Annotated in this window: 15 protein-coding genes; 12 read left to right on the forward strand and 3 right to left on the reverse strand. The window is 48.9% G+C overall.

Features of this window, described 5'->3' with window-relative positions; genetic code table 11:
* Window positions 1-2 precede the first annotated feature (2 nt).
* From BUB94_RS16685 to BUB94_RS06045, 3 genes are read left to right on the forward strand one after another with little or no spacing between them, the layout of a single operon-like run.
* Entirely contained in the window at window positions 3-1,154 is a 1,152-nt protein-coding gene (locus tag BUB94_RS16685; protein WP_073235084.1) for a hypothetical protein, read from the forward strand.
* A 40-nt stretch (window positions 1,155-1,194) separates the two neighbouring features.
* Window positions 1,195-1,662, forward strand: coding sequence for a hypothetical protein (locus BUB94_RS06040; protein ID WP_073161351.1), 468 nt, complete (start codon window positions 1,195-1,197; stop codon window positions 1,660-1,662).
* 20 nt (window positions 1,663-1,682) lie between these two features.
* Window positions 1,683-3,071, forward strand: a complete 1,389-nt coding sequence (locus tag BUB94_RS06045; protein ID WP_073235087.1) for a choice-of-anchor I domain-containing protein — start codon at window positions 1,683-1,685, stop codon at window positions 3,069-3,071.
* A 15-nt stretch (window positions 3,072-3,086) separates the two neighbouring features.
* Here the strand turns inward: BUB94_RS06045 and BUB94_RS06050 are convergent, their stop codons facing one another.
* Together BUB94_RS06050 and BUB94_RS06055 are read right to left on the reverse strand one after the other, a co-directional pair.
* The gene (locus BUB94_RS06050) at window positions 3,087-5,624 is read right to left on the reverse strand and encodes an ATP-dependent helicase C-terminal domain-containing protein (protein ID WP_073235090.1); all 2,538 of its coding nucleotides are present in this window, start codon (window positions 5,622-5,624) and stop codon (window positions 3,087-3,089) included.
* 99 nt (window positions 5,625-5,723) lie between these two features.
* Window positions 5,724-6,191 (reverse strand): hypothetical protein, encoded by a 468-nt coding sequence (locus BUB94_RS06055; RefSeq protein WP_073161348.1) that lies wholly within the window; start codon window positions 6,189-6,191, stop codon window positions 5,724-5,726.
* An 88-nt stretch (window positions 6,192-6,279) separates the two neighbouring features.
* On the opposite strand from BUB94_RS06055, the gene BUB94_RS06060 reads away from it, so the two are divergent.
* The 4 genes from BUB94_RS06060 to BUB94_RS06075 all read left to right on the forward strand — a co-directional run bounded on the left by BUB94_RS06060 (window position 6,280) and on the right by BUB94_RS06075 (window position 11,393).
* Window positions 6,280-7,602, forward strand: coding sequence for a BamA/TamA family outer membrane protein (locus BUB94_RS06060; RefSeq protein ID WP_249269279.1), 1,323 nt, complete (start codon window positions 6,280-6,282; stop codon window positions 7,600-7,602).
* A 63-nt stretch (window positions 7,603-7,665) separates the two neighbouring features.
* Window positions 7,666-8,307, forward strand: coding sequence for a hypothetical protein (locus BUB94_RS06065; RefSeq protein ID WP_073235093.1), 642 nt, complete (start codon window positions 7,666-7,668; stop codon window positions 8,305-8,307).
* 25 nt (window positions 8,308-8,332) lie between these two features.
* Window positions 8,333-10,651 carry a PEP/pyruvate-binding domain-containing protein gene (locus BUB94_RS06070; RefSeq protein ID WP_073235096.1) on the forward strand — a complete coding sequence of 773 codons (2,319 nt, stop codon included), beginning with the start codon at window positions 8,333-8,335 and terminating at the stop codon, window positions 10,649-10,651.
* Window positions 10,652-10,802: 151 nt separating this feature from the next.
* On the forward strand, window positions 10,803-11,393 hold the full coding sequence (locus tag BUB94_RS06075; RefSeq protein WP_073235100.1) for an inorganic diphosphatase: 591 nt from the start codon (window positions 10,803-10,805) through the stop codon (window positions 11,391-11,393).
* Window positions 11,394-11,495: 102 nt separating this feature from the next.
* Here the strand turns inward: BUB94_RS06075 and BUB94_RS06080 are convergent, their stop codons facing one another.
* On the reverse strand, window positions 11,496-12,380 hold the full coding sequence (locus BUB94_RS06080) for a radical SAM protein (RefSeq protein WP_073161343.1): 885 nt from the start codon (window positions 12,378-12,380) through the stop codon (window positions 11,496-11,498).
* 45 nt (window positions 12,381-12,425) lie between these two features.
* On the opposite strand from BUB94_RS06080, the gene BUB94_RS06085 reads away from it, so the two are divergent.
* The 5 genes from BUB94_RS06085 to BUB94_RS06105 all read left to right on the forward strand — a co-directional run bounded on the left by BUB94_RS06085 (window position 12,426) and on the right by BUB94_RS06105 (window position 21,500).
* Entirely contained in the window at window positions 12,426-13,610 is a 1,185-nt protein-coding gene (locus BUB94_RS06085) for a hypothetical protein (protein ID WP_073235104.1), read from the forward strand.
* Window positions 13,610-14,017, forward strand: coding sequence for a hypothetical protein (locus BUB94_RS06090; protein WP_073161341.1), 408 nt, complete (start codon window positions 13,610-13,612; stop codon window positions 14,015-14,017). The genes BUB94_RS06085 and BUB94_RS06090 overlap by 1 nt, the downstream gene beginning before the upstream one ends.
* Before the next feature lie 83 nt (window positions 14,018-14,100).
* Window positions 14,101-17,655 carry a chromosome segregation protein SMC gene (gene smc, locus BUB94_RS06095; protein WP_073235106.1) on the forward strand — a complete coding sequence of 1,185 codons (3,555 nt, stop codon included), beginning with the start codon at window positions 14,101-14,103 and terminating at the stop codon, window positions 17,653-17,655.
* Between the two features lie 209 nt (window positions 17,656-17,864).
* A complete protein-coding gene (locus BUB94_RS06100) occupies window positions 17,865-18,743 on the forward strand; it encodes a DMT family transporter (protein ID WP_073161340.1) in 879 nt (292 codons plus the stop codon).
* Window positions 18,744-18,821: 78 nt separating this feature from the next.
* Window positions 18,822-21,500 carry a hybrid sensor histidine kinase/response regulator gene (locus BUB94_RS06105; protein WP_073235108.1) on the forward strand — a complete coding sequence of 893 codons (2,679 nt, stop codon included), beginning with the start codon at window positions 18,822-18,824 and terminating at the stop codon, window positions 21,498-21,500.
* The last annotated feature ends 56 nt before the right edge of the window (window positions 21,501-21,556 follow it).

Raw genomic sequence — 21,556 nt, forward strand, 5'->3', positions numbered from 1 at the left:
AAATGAATCTGGCCAAAAAAGTTTTGTTTGTTGGAATGCTGCTGGGTGTGTCTGCCTGGGCTGACGAATCCATTTATGTTCGCAATGTGTGCGATACTTTGCTTCATAGTTCGTTTCCCAAGGTGACTTTGAAGATGGCCTATATGGATGAGACCTTGTGGAAAGGTAGCAAGGATTTGAAAACGGCTACTTCTGTCACGCAAACTCGTCATGAAGATATTTGGACTTTAAAGCCTTCTCGAAATACCAAGTACAATTTCCCGTATACGGTAACCGCTGCCTGTAGTGAAACTTATTCCAACGACTATAAGTATTACTCTTGGTTGAGTTCGAGTTCCTCTGGAAGGTGGGAGCAAGGTTCGAGTGACTATGCTACGGTTATTTTGGATATCCATGGCAATAAGATGAATGGTTATGATTCTACCAATACCAATAATCTTCTGGTGTTTGTGGAGGACGACTTTTCTGAAGATGGATCTTATCGTTCTGGAGAAATTCTTGCGTCTAAAACCTATGAATTCCAGTTTGACTGGTGGTATGCTTCTGTAGCCTATTACCATGTCACTAGAAGGGATACTGTTGTTAAGGGTGGTGAGACCAAGGTGACTACCGCAGGTAAGTATTACTTTGGTGAAAGTGTTGGCATGGATTCTGTAACGGTTGTTGATCAGGCTAAAAAGGCTGTTGCAATTCCGGATTCAATTAAGGACGTGACATTGCAAGTAGTTCATGGCATATTCATGGACGAACGGAAGATCGGGTTGAGTAGTTCTACCGAAAATGAAGCTTCATCTTCTTCCCCGTCCGCGGAGCCTGCATCTTCTGAAAATGAAGTTTCATCTTCTTCCCAGTCAGCAGAGCCTGCTTCCTCTGAAAATGAAGTTTCATCTTCTTCCCAGTCAGCGGAGCCTGCATCTTCTGAAAATGAAGTTTCATCTTCTTCCCAGTCAGCGGAGCCTGCATCTTCTGATGACGAATATGGTCTTACATCTATTGCAAACTTGAAGTCTGTTCCAAAATTCTCGGGAAGCCGTTTGCAGGTGCGCCGTCTAGATGGTTCCTTGGTTGCTCCTGGTGACGCCATGGTGCCTGGTGTTTACTATGTAAAGGGTGCCAATGGTATTTGGAAAAAGCAGATGGTTCTTCCGCGATAGTTCCAAAACTCAAATTCTTCAGTTTGCTATATTGTAAAACATGAAGAATTTGATTGCCTCTATTTTTGCAGTCGTCGTTCTTTCGGCGACTTTTCTTTTTGCCCAGGATTCCGCTGTGGTTGCACCTGTCGCCACTCCGGCTGAGCCTGCTGTTGTTGAACAGGCTGCTCCTGCAGAAGTTTCTGCCGAAGATGAACTGAAGCGTGAAATCGCTGTCCGTGATTCCGTGATGGCTGTTCGCGATAGTTCCTATTCTGTAGAAAGGGATTCCTTGAAGAAGGCTCTGGAAGTGGAACAGGCCAAGAGCGCCAACTGGGAAAAGAGCTACAATACTGCCAAGCAGAACAACGAAGTTTGCGCCCAGGCCTTGAGCGTTTCTATCGGCGTTAATGAAAAGAAGAAGGAAAAGGAAAATATGGACCGTCAGCAGGCCGCCATGATGACTTCTACTTCTTTTATGGGCGGTCTCGGTCTCGGTATGTTGCTGTTCTGGTTGATTTTCGACTAGAAATTTAAAGGGTGTCTGGAATGGTTCGTCTAAATTTTATCTTGATACCGCTGTTGCTTGCTGCGGGGATTAGCTGCGCCAAGAAGGGTGGCGATTCCCAGGAGACGTCAGTTCTTAGACCTCTTTCCCGAATTGAGCTGAAATCTGCCGAGATTTCTGCCTACATGCCTCAAAACAGGTTGCTGTTCTCTGTGGGCGATTCCAACAATATGGATGTCGTGGACTTGGCTGATCCGACGAAGCCTGTGGTTCAAAAAACATTCTCGCTTGATGGGGAAGCGACAAGTGTTTCTATTCATGGAAACTTGATTGCCTCTAGTTTGCTTGCGGACCCGGCTTGGGAAGATGGTTTTGTTGAGCTGATGCAGTACGTGGGGGAGCAACCTGAGGATTCGTCTGTGGTGGGGGGCGTCAAGAAAATCGGGACGTACAAGGTATGTAGTCATCCGGATATGATTACGTTTACCCCTGATGGAAAGGCGTTGCTAGTGGCTTGCGAAGGCGAACCTAGCGAAGATGGTAAAATCAATCCTCCTGGCGGTGTTGCCATTGTAAGTCTTGATGATGCCACCTTTATGGATATTTCTCCTGTGGTGACCGTGGTTCCTTTTGACGATGTGGATGTGGAACCGGAATACATTACAGTTTCTAAGGATTCTAAATGGGCTTGGGTCAGCTTGCAGGAAAACAACGCCATTGCCCGCATCGACGTGGTCGGCAAGAAATTGGATGGCGTGTTTGATTTAGGCTATGTGGATCATTCCAAGGCCGGGTTTGGACTGGATGCCATTAAGGATGGCAAGATCCGTATTGAAAATGCGTTCATTAGGGGACTCCGTCAACCTGATGGAATTAAGGCCTTCGAAACGGAAAGTTCAACTTTTGTCGTGACTGCAAATGAAGGTGCCGATGTCAAGAATTTTGACGAATCAAAAATTTGCGGCAATGAAGAAATGTGCAAGGTGAAATTTGGCTCCCGTTCCATTAGCGTGTTTGATGGTTTTTCGGGTAAGTTGATTTGGGATTCCGGAGATGCCCTGGAAAGGGAATTTGCCAGAAAGTATCCCAAATATTTTAACTGGAATTCCAAGAAGGGAAAACGTAAGGCTGATGCCCGCAGCGATGATAAGGGCTGCGAACCGGAAAATATTGTAATCGGTACTGTAAATGGCCGCCGTCTAGCCTTCGTTGGATTGGAACGGATGAGTGGTGTTGCTGTTTTTGACTTGACCAGCATTGGCACGGAGCATGTTGCTCCGAAGCTTGTTGAATATACCATGGATCCTGAAGATCGCGGTCCTGAAGGTATGCTGTTTATTGATGAGAAGAACAGCCCCCTTGTGGGAACTCCCATTCTGATTGTCAATTACGAATACAGCAAGTCGCTGGTGATTTATACTATCAAGTAGTTCGGGTTCCGTGGCCTAGAGAACGGATTCCGGCCAGGGATGCTTGGGGTATCTGCCGCGAAGTTCCTTGCGGACTTCGGCGTAGGTGTTCTGCCAGAATCCTGTTAAGTCCCAAGTTTTCTGAATGGTTCTGAAGTTTGGGGCAAGAATATCGTAGCGGACCTTCAACTTTCCGTCGGCAATTTTATGTTCGCCTCGCAACTGCATCAAGTCTTCGATGCGGGCGGAAACTTCTACGAGAACGCCTTCAGCACTTTGGGTAACGAGATTGCTGCCGGGGGTTCCCGGTTCCGGCGCTTCAACTTCCTGATAACTGTAGCGAGCTTTCTTGCCGTTGGGGAGAATGTAATGGTCGGGGAAGGTCTTGTGAAGCCATTGCAACATGGATCGTCCGAAGTAGTCTTCAAGAATGGCGCGGTAGCGGTCTTCGTTCAGGTCACGTAGTAGGAAGATGCCGTTGGCGAATTCATCAAAGATCAGTTCCATATCTTCTTCATTGAATTCAGGAAGGCTGAATTCTGGATACAGTTGTGCGGCCAGTCGCATCTTGATTAGAAGAGTCTGCAGATTTTCTGTAAGGTAACGCCCGGTCCAGTTTTCCTTTTCCAGCTTTTCTTTCCAGGCGCTGACGGTCAGTTCCTTTAGCTGATCAAGAACGGCGGGGGAGGCTTCCTGAGGGAGAATTTCCCGTTCGACTGTGCCGCGGATTTCCTTTCCGATAAAACGTTCCTGGCCACTACGCCAAATGAGTTCGTAGCGGGCTTCTTCGTCCTCGTTTTCTAGAAGACTTCTAGGAACGGGAACGTAAAGGTTTAGACGGAGTTCCGTCTTGGTGCCTGCAGCGGCGCCAGAGCTGGTGCGGAGCATGGTCATGGCCAGCAATGCAAAGGGCGGTTCCGGATGTTGCAGGCGGATGACATTCTGGTTGGGAAGCTTATAGGATCCGTTACTGGACGTGGGGGAGGCAAGCCTATCGGAGTAGGCCTTCATTAGCATCTGGATGGTTTCGGTTTCGTTGTCTGCGCTTTTCTTGAAGTTCTCCTTTTTGCAATAGTCTTGCAACTGTCGCAGCGTTAGTGAAACTTCGCGGGGAGTGTTGTTGCCGTGTCCAGAAGAATCGCCTGCCAACATCAGTAGGTTGGTGGGCTGCTTGTTCTTTTGCAACGTTTCTGTGCCGCCGTGAATCCATGCCATTGCAGACAAAGTTAAATTACTGATTCCTGCAGGCTTGGACTTGATTAAAACGTAAGCCAGCTGAACATCGGAAAGGGGGGACTGAACGGCCTGCAGACCCAATTCCGTAATTCCATTTTCGTCGACCATGTCCAATTCTTGCAGAAGTTCCTTCGCGACGATTTCTCGTTTTTCGGGAATAGCCGTCGGCAGAACCAATCCATTCTCGCCTCTAGTTCCTTCTCTCTCGTCTAAGAAACGTTCCAGTGCGGACTTCTGTAACAAGAATTCGGAAGGTTCAATTTGGGTAACTTCGGGAATGATTCCGCGGGGCATTCTGTTTTCTGATTCTTCGCTCCACAGTCGGATGCAGGCTCCGTTCTGTGTACGGCCTGAACGTCCGGAACGCTGGATGGCATTCTGCATCGAGATGGAGGCTGTGCGTAGTACGTTTACTTTCTGGCTGTCGTCGTATTCGGAAATTCGTTCCACGCCGCTATCTACCACGCCGCTAACGTTGGGAACGGTGATGGAGGTTTCGGCAATATTGGTGGTAAAGATGACGCGGGGGCGTTCCGTTTCTTCGAAGATTCTGTCTTGAACATCACGTTCCTGACCGCCATACAGATCTAGAAATTCTGCAGCATTGCCCATGGATTCTTCGGCTGCAGTGTGGCATTTAGAAATTTCGGCTTTACCGGGGAGGAATACCAGTGTGGTTTTCCAGACGTTGCTGCGGTACAGGGACTTGAGGGCCTTGACCACTTCACTTTCGAGGGAGGAACCTGCTAATGGGGTTTGATGTAAAATCTGGACCGGATAAAGAGGGTGTCCCAATTCCAGACATTTTACGCCTAGGGCATTTTCCATTTCTTCGCGATTCAGCTTTGCTGACATGACCGCAATTCGCGGAACTTTATCACTGTTCTTTTCTCGTCTTTCGTCTTTCGTCTGTAGTCTAAGCAGGTAGCTGAACAGCAAATCCATGTCCGACTTGCGCTCGTGGTATTCATCGAAAATAACCCATTCGGCGTCCATTTTCCCGTGGAGAAGTTCCTGCAGAAAGTTTCCGTAGGTCTGGAACAGAATGCGGGTTTCTGCGCTTTTGCAGGTGTCCTGTCTGAATTGATAGCCTACGGTCTTGCCACAAGGTTCGCCGTGTAATTTTGCGGAATACTGGGCCAGGGAAAGAGCAGCGATGCGTCGGGGCTGCAGTACTACCACACGACCTGTACAATGCTTCGAAAGGAACCAGGGAATATATAGGGACTTGCCGGAACCGGTGGGCGCTTCAACCAGTAGATTTCTGGTTTGGTCAATCGCTTCGATCAGTTTGGATTCTTCTTCGGCAATGGCAAGGTCTTTGTATGTTCGGAACATCTTGTTTCGTGCGGTTGAATTTTGAAGTCTGCTTTAAATGCTTATGAAAAAAGCGCGACCTTGATCGCGCTTAATCTTTATCCTTTAACCTTTAATCTACTAGGTCTTGGGGAAGCGGAGCTTTTCGCCGGTGGCGACATCGTTGTAAGGCTTCTTGCCGGCCTGGAACTTCTGGTTAATGACCAGGTTGTCGATACGACGGCGGAGGCCCTGTTCAGTCTTGCAGAAGAAATAGGCAACCTGTGTGGTGCCCGGCACCAGGAACATGGCCAACTTGTACTTTTGCTTGACGGCGTTGCGGAACAGCTTCAGGTCTTCCTTCTTGGGGATGACGTAGGTGGCGCCTTCCTTGACTTCGCAGATCATGTCGGCATCTGCCAGCAGGGCATGAGACTTCTGCTTGAGGGCGGCGAAGTTGGGCTCGGTTGCCTTCTTGATGGTTTCGAGACTGAATGCTCCACCACCTTCCTTGAGGGCCTTGCGGAGTCCGCGAATTGCGAAGACTGCAAAGACGATAATGACTAGTGCGATAAGATAGGGCCAATTGTTGGCAAGAAAGTCTAACATAAAAACCTCGGGTTTTCTCCTTGACGAAGCCAAAGATAGAAAAAATGAAATGTGTTTTTTTATCTTTGTACTATAAATTTGAGGATTTGTGAAGATAGTTTTTGCCCCATTACATTTTTTGGAAGCCTTGCTGCTTTTGTTGGCGCTTTTTTTGATGGTCCCGTCTGTTGGTGCTGTCTGTGTTGATGGGTCGATTATCAAGAAAATAGAACTGGGTGGTCTAGAACATACAAATGAACGCGTGGTGCTGCGTGAATTGCAGAATCGTGAAGGCGAACCCTTTTCTACAGAGAAATTTGAGTCTGAAAAATTAAAACTTCAGGATCTGGATTTATTCACGGAGATTTCCGCAAACTGTGAAAGTGCCGATAATGGCGGCGGGATGGTCCTTCATTATTCCTTCAAGGAAATTTTCCGCTGGATTCCCGCTCCGGCGGGGAAGACGACTGACCGCGACGGGCTCATGATCGGCCTTGCCTTGGCAAATCTCAATGTGCTTGGTGAGGACATTCGTGCCGAGGTCCAGTACCGTACTGCAATTGACCCGATTTTTGAAAGCAACGAATATGCCTTCTATGCAAGTTCGCCGTACTTGTTTGGACTCCCGGTGGGCTGGAATTTCGAATTCTTGCGGACCGATAGCTGGGATGACTTGCGTTCCTTTCAGGACGATAGCTACCTGGCCGATCTGGATGTAGAATATCAGGTGCTTTCCCGACTTTCGCTGCTGGGAACGGTGGCGGTTCGTTATTTGGAGAAGGCGGCGTGGCTTCCCGAAGCGGGCCTTGGCTTTGCCTTTGATTTCCGCGATAGTAAACTGGACAGCCGCAAGGGTGTGTATTTTGAGTACATGATGACTCACGTAGGCTATGGAGACGATCATGATGCTGATTGTACTGTGGAAAGCTGTGACGACATGGGCGGCGAGAACTACTGGGAACTGCTGACGGATGCACGCGCCTATTATACGGCATGGCGCTTTATTACTGGGGCTACGGCTCTTGTTCGTATTCGTCCAGGCGATGTAGAACGTTACGATTATTTCTATCATGGCGGAACCAATACCTTCCGCGGACATGAAGCCGACAGCAATAGTTTAGGCGTCCACGAGGCTCTTCTGACTTTGGAAGAACGTTTTGTGTTGCGCGAACGTAAGGCGGCTTCTCTCTGGGGAATCAATTTCTTCTATGGTTTGCAGCTGGTGGCTGGCCTTGATGGAAGTCTGCTTTGGGACAAAGGTTCGCCAAGCTGGAAGAACTATGAAGGTGCTGTTTACGGTGGCCTGCACTTGGTGATTCCCGCCTTGGACCGTGTGCGTTTTGAAGTAGGCTATAGCCCTGACCGTAAGGAACCTAAGTTCTATTTCGGACTTTTCGACAAGACGACTTCTGCCCGCTGGCGCAGTCGATAATTTCTTGATTTACGATTTATAAAAATTTTTTTATTTTATTTCAAAAAATTAGGAGTAGAAAATATGAACTTAAAATTTATCCTGTCCATTGGCGCACTTGCTTTATTTGCTGCCTGCGGTGATGATTCCTCTTCCAACTCTTCTGCAGATCCCGTAAAGAACGATGATCCCATGTCCATCTTCGAAGTCCGTAAGCCGGATTCCGTGAAGGTTTCCTATACCGACGAAGATGGCAAGCCTGCTTCTGAAAAATTCATGCAGCAGGATTGGATTTGCACTTTTAACTACGAAGGTGAAAATGGTTACTTCTACATTCAGTCTTCTGTAGACGAAGTGGAAATGCTCATGTCTGTTGTTCCGGTTTCCTCTGAAACTGAAAAAGCTGAACTTTATGTGAATGGTAAAATGGTGCCTGTTTCTAAGGCCGAGTATAGCTGGGGTGGAAACCATCATAACGATAACATCTCCTTTACCTACAAGGACAAGGTGTTCAAGTTTTACCACTCTTCCTTTGGCTTTGGATGGCGTTCTTGCCAGGAAATGGACTGTCTGCAGGTTTTCAAGGCTGACGGTGAAACTGAAATCAAGGATGGTTGCACTTCAGAACGCTCCTTGCCTGTTGTCTGTAGAAATGTTGATGAAAAGGGCCGCGTAAGTAGCTTTGATGATACTTTTGAAAAGTGCCCTGGTGATTTTGATGATTAATCTGAAAAAATATCGTAATTGTTTTATGGCCACACTAAGCGCAGTGGCCTTTTTTTCGGCTTGTTCCGATGACAGTTCTTCTTCTTCGGTGAACGAGGAATTTTCTGGTCTGCATATTAACGCTTCTGGTGCGAAACTTGAGAGTTTTTTTGTCGGAGTCGATGGACAGCAAATTTTATGTCCGGGATCGGATAGTGACAATCTGAAGTGTACTTCTTCGGGTGTCTCTATTTCCTTTGACGTAGGCGATTCTGCCGATGTGGTGGTGAAGGCCTGGGGAAACGAATTCTTTGCCGGAAAGCTGGGCGCGGACAAGGATCGTAATATCGATGTTTCCTTGAGTCGCCTTGACGAATTCAAGAATACTGCAGATGAAGCTTCTGGATTTACTGCTGATGAAGGTTACGATGCTTTCTTGAAGAAGGCTTATAAGTCGTCGACTGAAATTGGCCGAAGCTACCTGGTCAAATTCATCATTACGGATTTTGATTCCAAGAAGCCTGTGCTGCATTTGCAGAATACCGGCAAGCATTCTCTGCATTATGAATTTGCAAAGAAGGTGCTGAAGGATTCCCGTAGCTTGTCGGAATTTGAAAGCGATGTTTATTACAGCACGAAAAAGAAGACTGTGGCTGGAACGTTAGTCTATTATGCGGCTCAAGATTCCATGATCGCCCTGACGTTCTTCCCGACAGACAAGATTAGTGCAGAACTGGTGGCGAAAACTCATCGCATTATTGAATCCCGTCTGCAGTTCCTGAATGTGGGAACAAAAAAGAATCGCCTGTATTATATGCCGTCGGGTAGCGTGGCCGAATCTGCGGCCGAAGATTACGCTGATGAATTTAAACGGTTAGACGTTCCCGTGTACACTCATGCCCAAATCTTTGGAGACGTCAGTCTTCAGATTATGAATACGGGTGTCGCTTACGGTACTCTCAGAAAGTTTACCGCCGATGAACTGGATACGGCTATTGTTTCTTCCCATGATATTTTAATTCTTGAAACCCTGCCTGCCGAAATTCCGCTGGTGGCTGGCGCTATCAGCAAGGATGCCCAGACTCCGCTTTCTCATGTGAACCTTGCGGCCAAGGCTCGTAAGACTCCCAACATAGCCTTTAACGGGCATGAACTGCCGGACTCCCTTCTGGCTCTTTGCGATAGCCTGGTGAAGCTGACGGTCAGCACCGCGTCCTATACCGTAGAAAAGACGACCTTGAAAGAAGCTAAGGAATATTGGGAAAGTCTCAAGAAAGAAAAGACGATCCTCTCTTATGACTTGAGCGAAAAGGGATTCCCCGATTTCAAGGATCTTGGTTTTAATTCTGCGGGATTCGTAGGCGTCAAGGCAGCAAACCTGGCTGAACTTCAAAAGTTTATTCCCGAAAATTCTCCTGATGGTTTTGCGGTACCGTTCTATCATTACGATAATTTCATGAGCTATGCCCAGGTGACGGAATCTCTTTGCCTTCGCTCTCAAAAGGATTGCAAGAAGGAAGGTCGCTCTTCTGAAATTTGCGATTACATTGAGACCCTGTGCGAGTCTGCAGTCAAGGACGATTCCTTGCCGCTGAAAAAGTACATCGCCGCTGTAACTGCTGACGAAAAGTTTGAATCAGATACCCGTACAAGGGAAGCTGTTCTTGATAATATCCGTTACATGATCCGCCATATTCCCGTAGACGAAAAATTCGGTACGGAACTGGATGAAAAGGTCTACAAGATTTTTGGGGAGACTCCGGTGCGCTTGCGTTCCAGCACGAACTCCGAAGACCTTGATGAATTTAATGGCGCAGGACTTTATAAGTCTGTAAAGGCGACCCGCGAGCCTAAGGATTTGCCCTCCGATGAAATTCGTAAGGTCTGGGCCTCGGTTTGGAGCTTTAAGGCCTACGAGGAACGAACCCTGTGGAACATCGACCATTTCTCTGTGCAGATGGCTGTTGCCGTACATGGTGCCTTCATCGATGAAGCTGCCAATGGTGTCATTGTTACCCAGAACATCGCAGACTTCTCTGTTGCCGGCATTTATGTGAATGTGCAGAAGGGTGAAGTTTCCATTACGAATCCCGAAAACAATTCCAGACCCGAAATTTTCTCTATCGTTCCAGCGGCCAAGGGTGTTCAGAAGGTTCTTCTGCAGAGCTCCACGTTGTCTCCGGATGAACCCGTCTTGACTGATTCCGAGGTGACGGAACTCTATGGCTTCGTCGAGAAAATCCAGACTCATTTCGCCAAACTCTACAAGAAGAGCGCCGATGAGCTGATTTTGGATATTGAATTTAAGGTGATGGGCGACGAACGCGAACTGATGTTCAAGCAGGCACGCCCCTATATCCTCTAGATGTTGAGAAAACGGTGAGCGAGAACAACATTATCTCAATGTTAGACCCCTTACCGCTTGACGTATAGGATTATAATACTAAATTCTTATTACAAAATTTGATGGATTATCAAAAGATGAAGAACTCAAGGTGAGTTCTCGTAGGAGAAAAATGGCTATTAACTATTTGGATTTGCCCATCGGCAAGAAATATCCGTACGAAGTGGATTGTGTTGTGGAAATTGGTAAGGACACCAATTTGAAGTACGAATATGATGAACGTCTTCATGTTTTCCGCTTGGATCGTTGCCTTCTGAGCTCCATGAGCTACCCCTGTACTTATGGCTTTATCCCCAGCACCAAGGCCGATGATGGCGATGCTCTGGATATGCTGATTTACAGCCCCGCCTCCATGATGACCGGTACCGTCTGCAGTTGCCGCGTGGTTGGCGCTCTGGACATGACCGACGGCGGCAAGAAGGACTACAAGGTTCTTGGCGTTCCCGTATTTAACCCGCGCCCCATTCACGACATCAGGGATGTGGACCAGATGTTCCTCCGCATTACCAAGAACTTCTTCCAGAACTACAAGGAACTGGAAGGCAAGGATGTTCAGATTGGTGAATGGAAGGATGCCGCCTTTGCCCGCGAAAAGGTAATCGCCGCCCATCGTGCCTATTTCCAGAACCAGGTTCAGATTCCCGAAACCTGCTACCAGGAACCAGAAGCCGACACAAACCTCCCGCCTGAAGAGTTGATCTAAGGCGAGTGCCGCGACGGCAATTTTGCTGATTTTGAAATTTGGCGAAATTAAGAAAAGCCCGCTTCGACGCGGGCTTCTTTCGTTATATGGTTTAATTTTACTTTAGAAAATTCGAACCTGTACCGGCAATTTTTCGTTAATCTTTTTGGCGACCGCTTCCAGGAATTCCTTGGGGAGAGGGAGGACGTCGGGAGTGGCCGTCTGACGGATAACGGTGTACAACTGAACTTCTACGAAGTTCTTGGGTGCCGCTGCGTAAATTCGCTGGAGGTGTCCGATGTACTGTTCGATTTCTGCGTCGGTGGGAACGTCTCCCTGAAGGCTGCATAACATGGTCTGGATGCAGATGGGGTACAGCTTGATGACCTTTTCCAGGTTGTTCAGGATGGTTTCGAACTTGACTGCGGAGCGGTTCATGCGCTTGTACCATTCTTCGGTACCGGCGTCCAGCTTGGCCCAGATTTCACCGTCACTTTCCAGCAGGTAGGCCAGGGCATCTTCGACTTTCTCGTTCCCGAGGCGGCTGGCGTTTGTAATCAGGCGGAGCTTGAACTGCCCTTCGTTTTCCTTCTGGAGTTTGCGCATGCGCTTGCACACTTCGGGGAATTCCTTGACGATGGTGGATTCTCCATCGCCAGAAAGGCAGATGTCCTTTAGAATCTTTTTGTCTTCGGGAACGTGTCCAAAGAAATCGCACTTGCTGAATTCGCCGGACTTGTAGAATTCCAGGAATTGACGAAGCTCCCGCTCCACGCCGTCGATATCGATGGCGACACTTTCGTGACCTTCTTGCGGGCCGCTCTGGCAGTAGGCACAGGCGAAGGAACATTTGTGGTCGGGATTTAGGTTTATACCTACCGATAAACCGCCTGCGCGACGGCTAATGACGGGGTAGACCCAGGTGTTGTCTTTCCACATGCGGGAATGATCGCTCCATGCGGCGATCAGGGCCTTGTTCTGTTCCTGTGCTTTTTCTTGCTCGTTCATGGGCGCAAATATAAATTTTTCCCCGGCATTTTCTAGATTTGGGTTATGCGAATCGGAAATCTTTTTAAAGGTCTGGCTGTGTTGCTTGCTGCAACCACTTTTTCCTTTGCAGATAGCGTGACTCCAGAAGCACTTTCTGCCGGTGGTGCCGTAACTCGTGACCGTCAGTTGACCGAAATCTCCCAGATTTTGCGTGGGGGGCGTGGTGGTTATATCGATGCCGGTTTTTACTATTTGCCTTCTGCCGAGCAGATGCCTCTAGAAAGCAAATATGGCGAACATGATGGATTTGCTTTTAGGCAACATATGGCTGGTTTCTTCTCGGGCGATGTGAGCCCCGAAAGGTATTTCGGTTTAGTCCTTTGGTTCGACCGTTCCGGTTGGGATGGCGAAGATTTCGTTCTCTTCCCCCATTATACCGATTATTCCCTGGTCCGTTCTACAACGACTTGGGGTATGGTTTATACCGATGTAAAGTCTAACGCTACAATTGCTGCCGGTATGCAGCATTCCAATGTTGAACATGTAGGAAATATTTATGCCGACGAAAGCGATTCTTTGGCATACAGCTGGGGTTATTTCCGTTGGGGCAATTTTAGCGCAAGTGGAAGTTTCTACCGTACTTCCTGGCGGAACGCCCATGTGAATCTCGACCTGGAAAGCCGTTCCGTTTATGGGGGCCGCCTTTCTGGACCTTTGACTTACTTGCCCAATTTTGACATCGGATTTTATAATGGTCATGGGGAAGATTCCATCCGCGTCACATGGGAGCAGAACCTTTTTGCCCAACGTCTGTATGGAAAGGTCTCCTTTGATTTCCCTGATGGCGAATTCCATTCCGCTTCGTTGGCCTATTATCCGGATCCTTCCCGCATGATCGGCTTTGAAGCCACTTGCGTGCGTCGCGGTGTGCGCAGTGGATTTAAGGACCTGTTGTGGGGAGGTGCCGTAGACTTATTATTTGTACGTCTGGCTTACAATTCTTCTTATGACTATGACAATTTCTTTGGTGCCAAGGGAACCTTCATTGCCGAAGTCAAGTTTGGCTTGGCCGCTCTTGATGGTTTCCTGTTTGGTCGCGGTGCCGCAAGAACGGCTCCCCTGGAAACGGAAATCCTGAAGGAGAAGAATAAGTCCAAGTCTTCTGAAGAAAGCGGTTTCTCGTTGAATCCTGGATCATCCAAGACTATCGAGGCTAAGGGTATCCGCTACGAAAAGGGAGGTAAATAATGCGATTGCAGATAAAGTCTTTCCTTGTTTCAAGGTTTGCTGTACTTATTGCGATTCTCATTCTCCCATTGGTCTTGACCGGGTGCATTTCCCATTGGTTCCTAGAATCTTCTAGCCGACTCCAGATTGAAAATGGTACCGAGGATTATTCCATTGTGCGAGTTGATATCCTGGCCAATGATGGAACGTCCAAGAAGTGGATCGACGAAGTTATCCTTCCTGGCGAAAGGAGCCGGGTGGTCGAAGAGGATCTGGTGGGGGAATTTACCCTCCGTTTCAAGTACACCAAATCCAAGGACGGTTCGGGCAAGGTTTATGCCGATGATCGCTCCTTTGACTTGGATGGGGGGAGCCTCTATATGGTTGTTGAAGCGGATGGAGACTCGCTAACCTATCGATTCCGTTAGAAATTCCCGTAAAGCTTGACTTATGAACGTTTCGTAACCTGTTGGTGCGAAACGTTTTCTGCTTATTTTCTAAATTTGCCGCCGTGCAGATTACAAAGCTAAAGATTTTTGGTTTTAAGTCCTTTGCCCAAAGGACCGAAGTGAACTTCCCCACGAAGGGTCTTACCGCCGTGGTGGGCCCTAACGGTTGCGGTAAATCCAATATTACCGACGCTATCCGCTGGGTGCTTGGCGAACAGAAGGCCGCCGCACTTCGTATGGGCAAGATGCAGGACGTGATTTTCAGCGGTACCGAAGAACGTGCCGCCATGAGCCTTGCCGAAGTTTCCATCGTGATTGATAACAGCGACGGAACTTTGAATTCTGAATATTCCGAAGTGATCGTGACCCGTCGCGTCCATCGTGATGGTTCCGGTGAATACCTGATTAACAACCAGGAATGTCGTCTTCGCGATGTGCATGCCTTGCTTTTTGACTCGGGTCTGGGTTCCAGTACGTATTCCCAGATGAACGCCGACATGATCAAGGCTGTGCTGTCTGACAAGGCCGACGACCGCCGCGTGCTTTTCGAAGAAGCAGCCGGCGTTAGCAAGTATAAGCAGCAGCGTAAGGAAACCCGCCGCCAGCTGGAACGTGTGCAGATGGATATGGATCGTGTGGAAGACAATCTGCGCAGTGTCCGCCGTTCTGTCCGTCAGTACGAAACCCAGGCTGAAAAGGTTAACGAATTTAAGCGTTTGAGCAAGCGCCTCCGCGAATTGGATCTTTCTGTCAGCGTCGACAAGTACGAAGATATGAAGGAAGGTCTTTCTACTCTGGATACCACCACCAAGCGAATGAACCACGAGGTGGAAAGCGCCAAGACCAACGCAACGGTGCTCCAGGCCAAGATTGACGAAAAGAAATTGTTGATCGCCGAAGATGAAACCGCATACCGTGATTTGGAACGCGATGTTCAGAAGGCCACCATCGAACTGAACGACTTGAATAACAACATCGGTCGTATCCGTGATGTGGTGTCTAGCCTGGAATCCGCCAACGATCGCGCCCAGGAAGAAATTAGCCGCAACCAGTCCAAGGTCGAGGAATTGACCGTGGAACGTGGTCGCCTTGAAGAAGAAAATGCGGCTCTGGGTTCCGACAACGAAATGGACGAACTGAATGCCCTGCTGGAACGTGAACGGGAAACCTTGCAGGTCATGCGTGATAAGCTGGATGACTTGCGCCAGCAGTCTAGGGAACTTTCTAACCAGCGTCTGCAGGCAACCAACAAGGCCAACTCTCTCAAGAGCCGCTTTGAACGTATGGATGCCGAAGCCGCCCTGCTCCAGGGAAACTTGACCCGCTGGCAGGGGGAACTGGAAAACCTGAATAACCAGAAGAATTCTGCCCAGGACATTATCCGCGATATCCAGGAAAATATGGATAGGGCAGATGAAGATATTGAACGTCTGACCGAACAGAAATCTACCCGTGAAGAACGTCTGGAAGCCGGCAAGGCTGACCTTCAGGATGCCCAGAAGAAGTTACAGAATCTGCGCAACGAAGAGGCTCGCCTCCAGTCTAGAATTGACGTACTTCAGAGCGTGGCCAACGAAGGAACTGATGCCAGCCGTTGGCTCATGGAGAACAAGGCCGACGTGGTTGGTGGCCTTTTGAGCGAACGTATCGAGGCCGCTCCCGAATATGCTTCCCAGGTGGAAGCCGCCCTGGGCGACTTGATGGATGCCGTGGTGGTGGCCAACGATTCCGCCGTGGTGGACGTGGTCAATTCCATGAAGGGCTACAATGTGGGCAAGGCCCTGCTGGCCCTGGCAAGCGATAGCGCTCCTGCATACACGGGAACCGTTTCCGGTGAAGGAGTTGTGGGCTGCCTGAATGACTTTGTAAAGGCTGATCCCGAAATCGGTCCCTGGCTTTCTGGAATCCTTTCCCGCTACTTTGTGGTGGATTCCCTGCAGACGGCCTTGAACTTCGCCCGTTCCATGCGTGACGAGGATCTTTGCTTTGTGGCACCCGATGCCATTGTCCGTACTAGCGGCCTGGTTTCCAGCGGTGCGGCGACTTCTGGAGCCTTGTCTCGCAAGAATGAAATTGCCGAAGCTCTGGAACTGCTGGAAAATGCCCAGTCCGAAGCTTCCCAGATGGAAGATGAAGTGGCCCGCATCCAGGAACTTGTGGATGAAGATAGCCAGATGCTTGCTTCCCTGGCCGATGAAATTCGCGAAAAGCAGGATATGAAGCGTGGCGGTACCGCAGGCCTTTCTATCCAGAACAATACGGTTCAGAACTGCGACCGTCGCATTGCCCAGCTTGAAAATGACATCCGCAATGCGGAAAGCAAGATTCAGGCTGCCGAAGAATCCAAGAACAGCGATGCCGAACTTCAGGAAGCTTCCGCTACGATGGAACGTGTGGAAGCCGAATACTCCAGAGTCAACGACGAACTGACGGAACAGGATACCATGTATCGCGAGAAGGAAGAAGATGTCCGCGAACTGGAACGTTCCGCCAACGACAAGAACGCCCGCCTGGCTCAGAATGAAAACCGCCTGAAGAGTATTGCCGATCAGATCGGTTACCTGGAAAATTCCATCAGGAACCGTTCCGAAGAAATGGAAAAGAATACCATCGCCATCGAAAAGAATAACGAAGATGGCCGCGAACTTGAAATCCAGATCCAGTCCAAGGATTCTGCCCTCCGCGATCTCGAAGGTCAGCGCGACTTGGCCAAGGAAAAGTTCGACCTGGTTTCTGGCGACCTTGAAGAATGGCGCTCCGAGGTAAACCGCCTCCGTGACGACATGATCGAGAAGATGAAGGAATTGAACGACGTGGGCCGCCGTCAGGAAGCCTTGCAGGCCAACCTGGACCGCCTCGTGGAACGCGTGACCAACGAATACAATTTCGACCTTTCTAATCCTGAAGACTTTGAACGTGTGGAATACAGCCAGCCCGAAGCTGACCGCGAAATTCGCGAACTCCGAGGCAAGATCAAGGAACTGGGCCCCATCAACGTGAACGTGATGGAAGACTACGAAGACGAAAAGAAACGTCTTGAAGAAGTGGAAAAGCAGTTCGACGATTTGGACCGCGCCCGTGCCTCTCTGGATCGTACTATCACCAAGCTGGACGACATCGCCCGCAAGCGCTATCTGGATACTTTCGCACGCATTCAGAAGAACTTCCAGTTCGTGTTCAGTAAGCTGTTCCTGAATGGCGAAACCAAGATGAGTCTTATCGAAAAGGTAGACGAAATGGGCAAGCCCATGGATATCCTGGACGCCGATATCGAAATTAACGTCCGTCCTACCGGTAAGAAGATGCGTGGCATCAAGGCCCTGTCTGGTGGTGAACATGCTTTGACCGCAACGGCACTGCTCTTCGCCATCTACATGGAAAAGCCGTCTCCGTACTGCGTGCTGGACGAAGTGGATGGTCCTCTGGACGACGCTAACGTGGGTCGTTTCATGGCCCTCCTCCGTGAATTCAGCAAGCAGACCTTGTTCATCGTGGTGACCCATAACAAGCGTACCATGGCTGAAGCCGATATGCTGTACGGCGTGACCCAGGAAATCAAGGGTATTTCCCGTATTGCTAGCGTTCAGCTTGCCGATGCAACTAAGTTCGCGATTTAAGACCGCTCGCGCTAAGGCTGGAGAAGGACATCCTGTAGGCGCTCGCTCTCGCAACGGCGGCTCGTTAATACGAGTAGCCTTATGCTCACGTAAGACCGCTCGCGCTAAGGCTGGAGAAGAACATCCTGTAGGCGCTCGCTCTCGCAACGGCAGCTCGTTAATACGAGCTGTCTTGTGCTCACGTAGCACTAAGGTTCGGGGGTGCGCCTTTGCTTAGTAATTCGGTGAAGGGCATTTTTTACGGGTGTGGTGCCGCCATCTGTTACGGCACTAATCCGTTGGGAGCCTTGTTCCTGTATCGCGAAGGGTTGTCCCCTGAATCGGTGCTGTGCTATCGCTTTGCTACGGCCATTGTGCTGCTGGCTCTGCTGATGTTGTTCAACCGCAATCGGTTCGCCATCAAGAAGGCTGAGATTCTTCCTCTTGCGGTTCTTGGATTCCTGTTTGCCTTTTGTGCCCTGACTCTTTTTGCGGCTTTCAATTACATGGATGCAGGACTTGCCTCCACGCTACTTTTTCTTTATCCGTTAGAAGTAGCCCTTATGATGGCCCTCATCTATAAGGAACGCCTAACCGCCAAAACCGGTGCCGCCATCGCTTTGTCTCTTTTGGGGATCGGTCTCCTGTATCGAGGTGGGGAAGGGGGTATGCCCCTGAGTTCCATCGGGCTTCTGCTGGTATTCCTTTCTTCTTTCACTTACGCCATTTATATCGTGTTCGTGAACAAGGCCAATTTGCAGATGGGACCCCTGAAGCTTACCTTCTACGTGATGATTTTCTGCCTGTTGTTCCTTACGCTGTATTCCGTGAGCCTTGGGTCGGGGCTTCCTCCCTTGCTGCAGTCCCCGTCTTCGTACGGGTGGGCCCTGATGCTTGGTTTTGTACCTACCGTGTTGTCTCTGGTACTGATGACCAAGGCGGTTAAGATTGTGGGTTCCACTTCCACGGCGATTATGGGTGGCCTTGAACCTCTTACGGCTGTAGTTATTGGGGTTTGCGTCTTTGGAGAAACGCTGACTATAAGACTTGCGTTGGGTATTTTGCTGGTTCTTGCCTCGGTTGTCGTGTTGGCCGTAAAGAAAAAGTGATAAAACTATCGGCATAATTACGAGTTGTAGTAATAGGACGTTTGCATACGGCCTATTTTTTTTATAAGATTAGAGTATATGGTTTTATTGAATAAAATAAAGGATTTTGCTCTTTTTGCCGGCTTTACTCGTGAGCAGTATTCTCAGGCTAGCGAACTTTTTCCGGAATCCAACCGAAAACTTTTGATGGCTTTGTCTTTTTTGCTGGGTACGGTCGTGCTTGCCCTGGCTCTGGCAGCCATATTCTGGGAAAGCCGCGGTGTCATGGTGAGCTCTCTTGCCTACATCGCCTTTTCTGTGCTGAATTACGGCATGTTCTTTATTTCCTATAAGTTTGGCGTCTCGTTCCCGAAGGTCATTCTCCCTTTTTGCTATGTGGTCTTGATTTCGTGCTACATTCTTGCGATTTATGCCGGATGTGCCCATGGGCCTAGGGGATTGGCTGTGGCCATGGCGGCTATGGTGGTTGTCCTTCCGATTTTCTTTTACGATTTGCCCCTTCGAATGATCGGGTTGAATATTGTAGGTACCGGGGCTTTCCTGGTTTGCAGTCACCACGTAAAGGATTACGAAATCTTTTTGGCGGATGTTGTTGACGTTGTTCCCTTTGCTGTGGCCGGTTGCATGCTTTGCTACGTGATAAATCGAACCAAGGTGAATGACTTACATCAACGTAAGGAACTGGCGAAGCAATCTGCAAAGATTGACGAGTTGAACTTCAGTCTCATTGCCCGAAACAGCGAACTGGAAACGAGCCTTGAACATGAACGTCTGAACTCCTCGGTGATTCGTTGTCTGGGTAACCCTTTTTATGCCCTCTACCTTTTTGATCTAGAAAAAAAGAACTTCAAGGAAATCAAGTCTACAGAGGCAATTCGTAACCTGGTTGGTGTAGAAGGGGATGCAAGACAGGGATTCTACCTGTTGACAGAAAAGACGGTGTCGGCCGAGGATAAGGCTGCCATCAGTCGTTTTACAGATATTGATACCATGCAAGAACGATTGAGGGGCAAGAACACCATTACAGAGGAATTCCTTGGGGTTTTCTCGGGCTGGAGTCGTGCCCTGATTATTCCTCTGACCTTGAACGAATTTGGTGATACGGTTGAGGCTCTATTTTGCGCACGTTCTATTAATGACGAAAAGCAGGCTTTGCTTCGTCAGGAACATTTGCAGAAGTTGAATGAGTCCATCAAGTCGGGCATGTGGAATGTTGATTTTGATGAGGCTGGCGAGGTTGTCTCGTGCTACCGTAGTGAAGCCTACCGCAAGATGATGGGGTACTCTTCTATTGATGAGTTCCCGAATACGTTGGACGCCTGGTCGGAGCGGCTTCACCCCGAAGACCGCGATATTATCCTTAATTCTTTCTGGACTGCGATATATGACAGGTCTGATCGAATTGTATACGATGTAGAATATCGAGCCAAGATGAAGAATGGGGTCTACCATTGGTTCCATGCGGCTGGGCGTGTGACTAGACGTAAAAATGGATCGCCTATTTCGATGATCGGTGTGTTTATCGATATCAATAACCAGAAAGAAATGGAACTTCAGCTGGAACAGCAGCAGGCAACCTTGCGGGACGCCTTTGTGACTGCACAGCAGGCCAGCGCCGCCAAGTCTGCTTTCCTGAATAACATGAGCCATGATATTCGAACTCCGCTGAACGCAATCCTTGGTTTCTCTAGCCTGGCCAGTACTCACCTAGATGAACGTGAGCAGTTAAAGGGCTACATCTCAAAGATTTCTACAGCCGGTCGCCACTTGCTGGAACTGGTGAACGATGTCCTGGATATGAGCCGCATCGAAAGCGGTAAGGTCAAGATCGATGAAGCTCCTGCCAGCATTTCTGCGATGATCCGTGAAATCGAGACCATCGTCAATGAAAGCTCCAAGGAAAAGTCTCTAACCTTGATTTTTGATACCAGTGAAGTTATTAACGATTCTGTCTCTTGCGACAAGTTGCGACTGAACCAGGTTCTTTTGAACTTGATGGGAAATGCAATCAAGTTTTCTCATGATGGCGGTCATGTTTCCTTGCGAGTTAAGCAGAAGGGGGCCGCTGTTGACCAGTCTGCCGCCTACGAGTTGGTCGTAGAAGATGATGGCATCGGAATGAGTGAGGAATTCCAGAAGCACGTATTCGAACCTTTTGAACGTGAGAAGACTTCGACGGTCAGCGGCATTCAGGGAACGGGCCTGGGCCTTGCCATTTGCAAGAACATCGTGAATATGATGGGCGGTACCATTTCTGTGCAGAGTGAATCTGGGAAGGGGACCAAGTTTACGGTTTCACTCAGCTTCAAGATCGAGGAAACGGTTGTTGTCGAAGAGCCTGATGTCAAGATCGAGAATATTGCGCCCAAGAGTTTCAAGGGTCTGAAGGTCTTGCTGGTAGAAGACAATGAACTGAACGCGGAAATCGCCCAGAGTATTTTGCAGGAAGCAGGCTTTGTGGTGGATACCGTGGGAGACGGTTCTGTTGCCGTTGAACGAATCCGTACCGCGGAATTGGGGCAGTATGACGTAATCCTTATGGATGTGCAGATGCCTGTTATGGATGGCTACGAGGCGACCCGCCAGATTCGTGCCATGCACCGTTCCGGAATTTCTAGCCTGCCTATTATTGCCGTAACTGCAAATGCCTTTGAAGAAGACCGCTTGCAGGCTTTGCAGGCGGGTATGGATGGTCATGTAGGCAAGCCTATCGAGATTCCAAAGCTGTTGAAAACTCTGGAATCTGTGCTTCGCTAAGTCCCAGGCGAAAACACCTGAAAGAACTACGAAAAAAATCCGCGAGTTTGACTCGC

It is taken from the genome of Fibrobacter sp. UWH9 (assembly GCF_900129715.1).
Taxonomy (GTDB): Bacteria; Fibrobacterota; Fibrobacteria; order Fibrobacterales; family Fibrobacteraceae; genus Fibrobacter.

What these genes read in the sequence shown, in the direction of transcription:
- BUB94_RS06055 (WP_073161348.1), bottom strand. Translation starts at nt 6,191, where the DNA reads ATGTTAGACTTTCTTGCCAACAATTGGCCCTATCTTATCGCACTAGTC.
- BUB94_RS06075 (WP_073235100.1), top strand. Translation starts at nt 10,803, where the DNA reads ATGGCTATTAACTATTTGGATTTGCCCATCGGCAAGAAATATCCGTAC.
- BUB94_RS06085 (WP_073235104.1), top strand. Translation starts at nt 12,426, where the DNA reads ATGCGAATCGGAAATCTTTTTAAAGGTCTGGCTGTGTTGCTTGCTGCA.
- BUB94_RS06105 (WP_073235108.1), top strand. Translation starts at nt 18,822, where the DNA reads ATGGTTTTATTGAATAAAATAAAGGATTTTGCTCTTTTTGCCGGCTTT.
- BUB94_RS06040 (WP_073161351.1), top strand. Translation starts at nt 1,195, where the DNA reads ATGAAGAATTTGATTGCCTCTATTTTTGCAGTCGTCGTTCTTTCGGCG.
- BUB94_RS16685 (WP_073235084.1), top strand. Translation starts at nt 3, where the DNA reads ATGAATCTGGCCAAAAAAGTTTTGTTTGTTGGAATGCTGCTGGGTGTG.
- BUB94_RS06070 (WP_073235096.1), top strand. Translation starts at nt 8,333, where the DNA reads ATGGCCACACTAAGCGCAGTGGCCTTTTTTTCGGCTTGTTCCGATGAC.
- BUB94_RS06050 (WP_073235090.1), bottom strand. Translation starts at nt 5,624, where the DNA reads ATGTTCCGAACATACAAAGACCTTGCCATTGCCGAAGAAGAATCCAAA.
- BUB94_RS06045 (WP_073235087.1), top strand. Translation starts at nt 1,683, where the DNA reads ATGGTTCGTCTAAATTTTATCTTGATACCGCTGTTGCTTGCTGCGGGG.
- BUB94_RS06090 (WP_073161341.1), top strand. Translation starts at nt 13,610, where the DNA reads ATGCGATTGCAGATAAAGTCTTTCCTTGTTTCAAGGTTTGCTGTACTT.
- BUB94_RS06080 (WP_073161343.1), bottom strand. Translation starts at nt 12,380, where the DNA reads ATGAACGAGCAAGAAAAAGCACAGGAACAGAACAAGGCCCTGATCGCC.
- BUB94_RS06065 (WP_073235093.1), top strand. Translation starts at nt 7,666, where the DNA reads ATGAACTTAAAATTTATCCTGTCCATTGGCGCACTTGCTTTATTTGCT.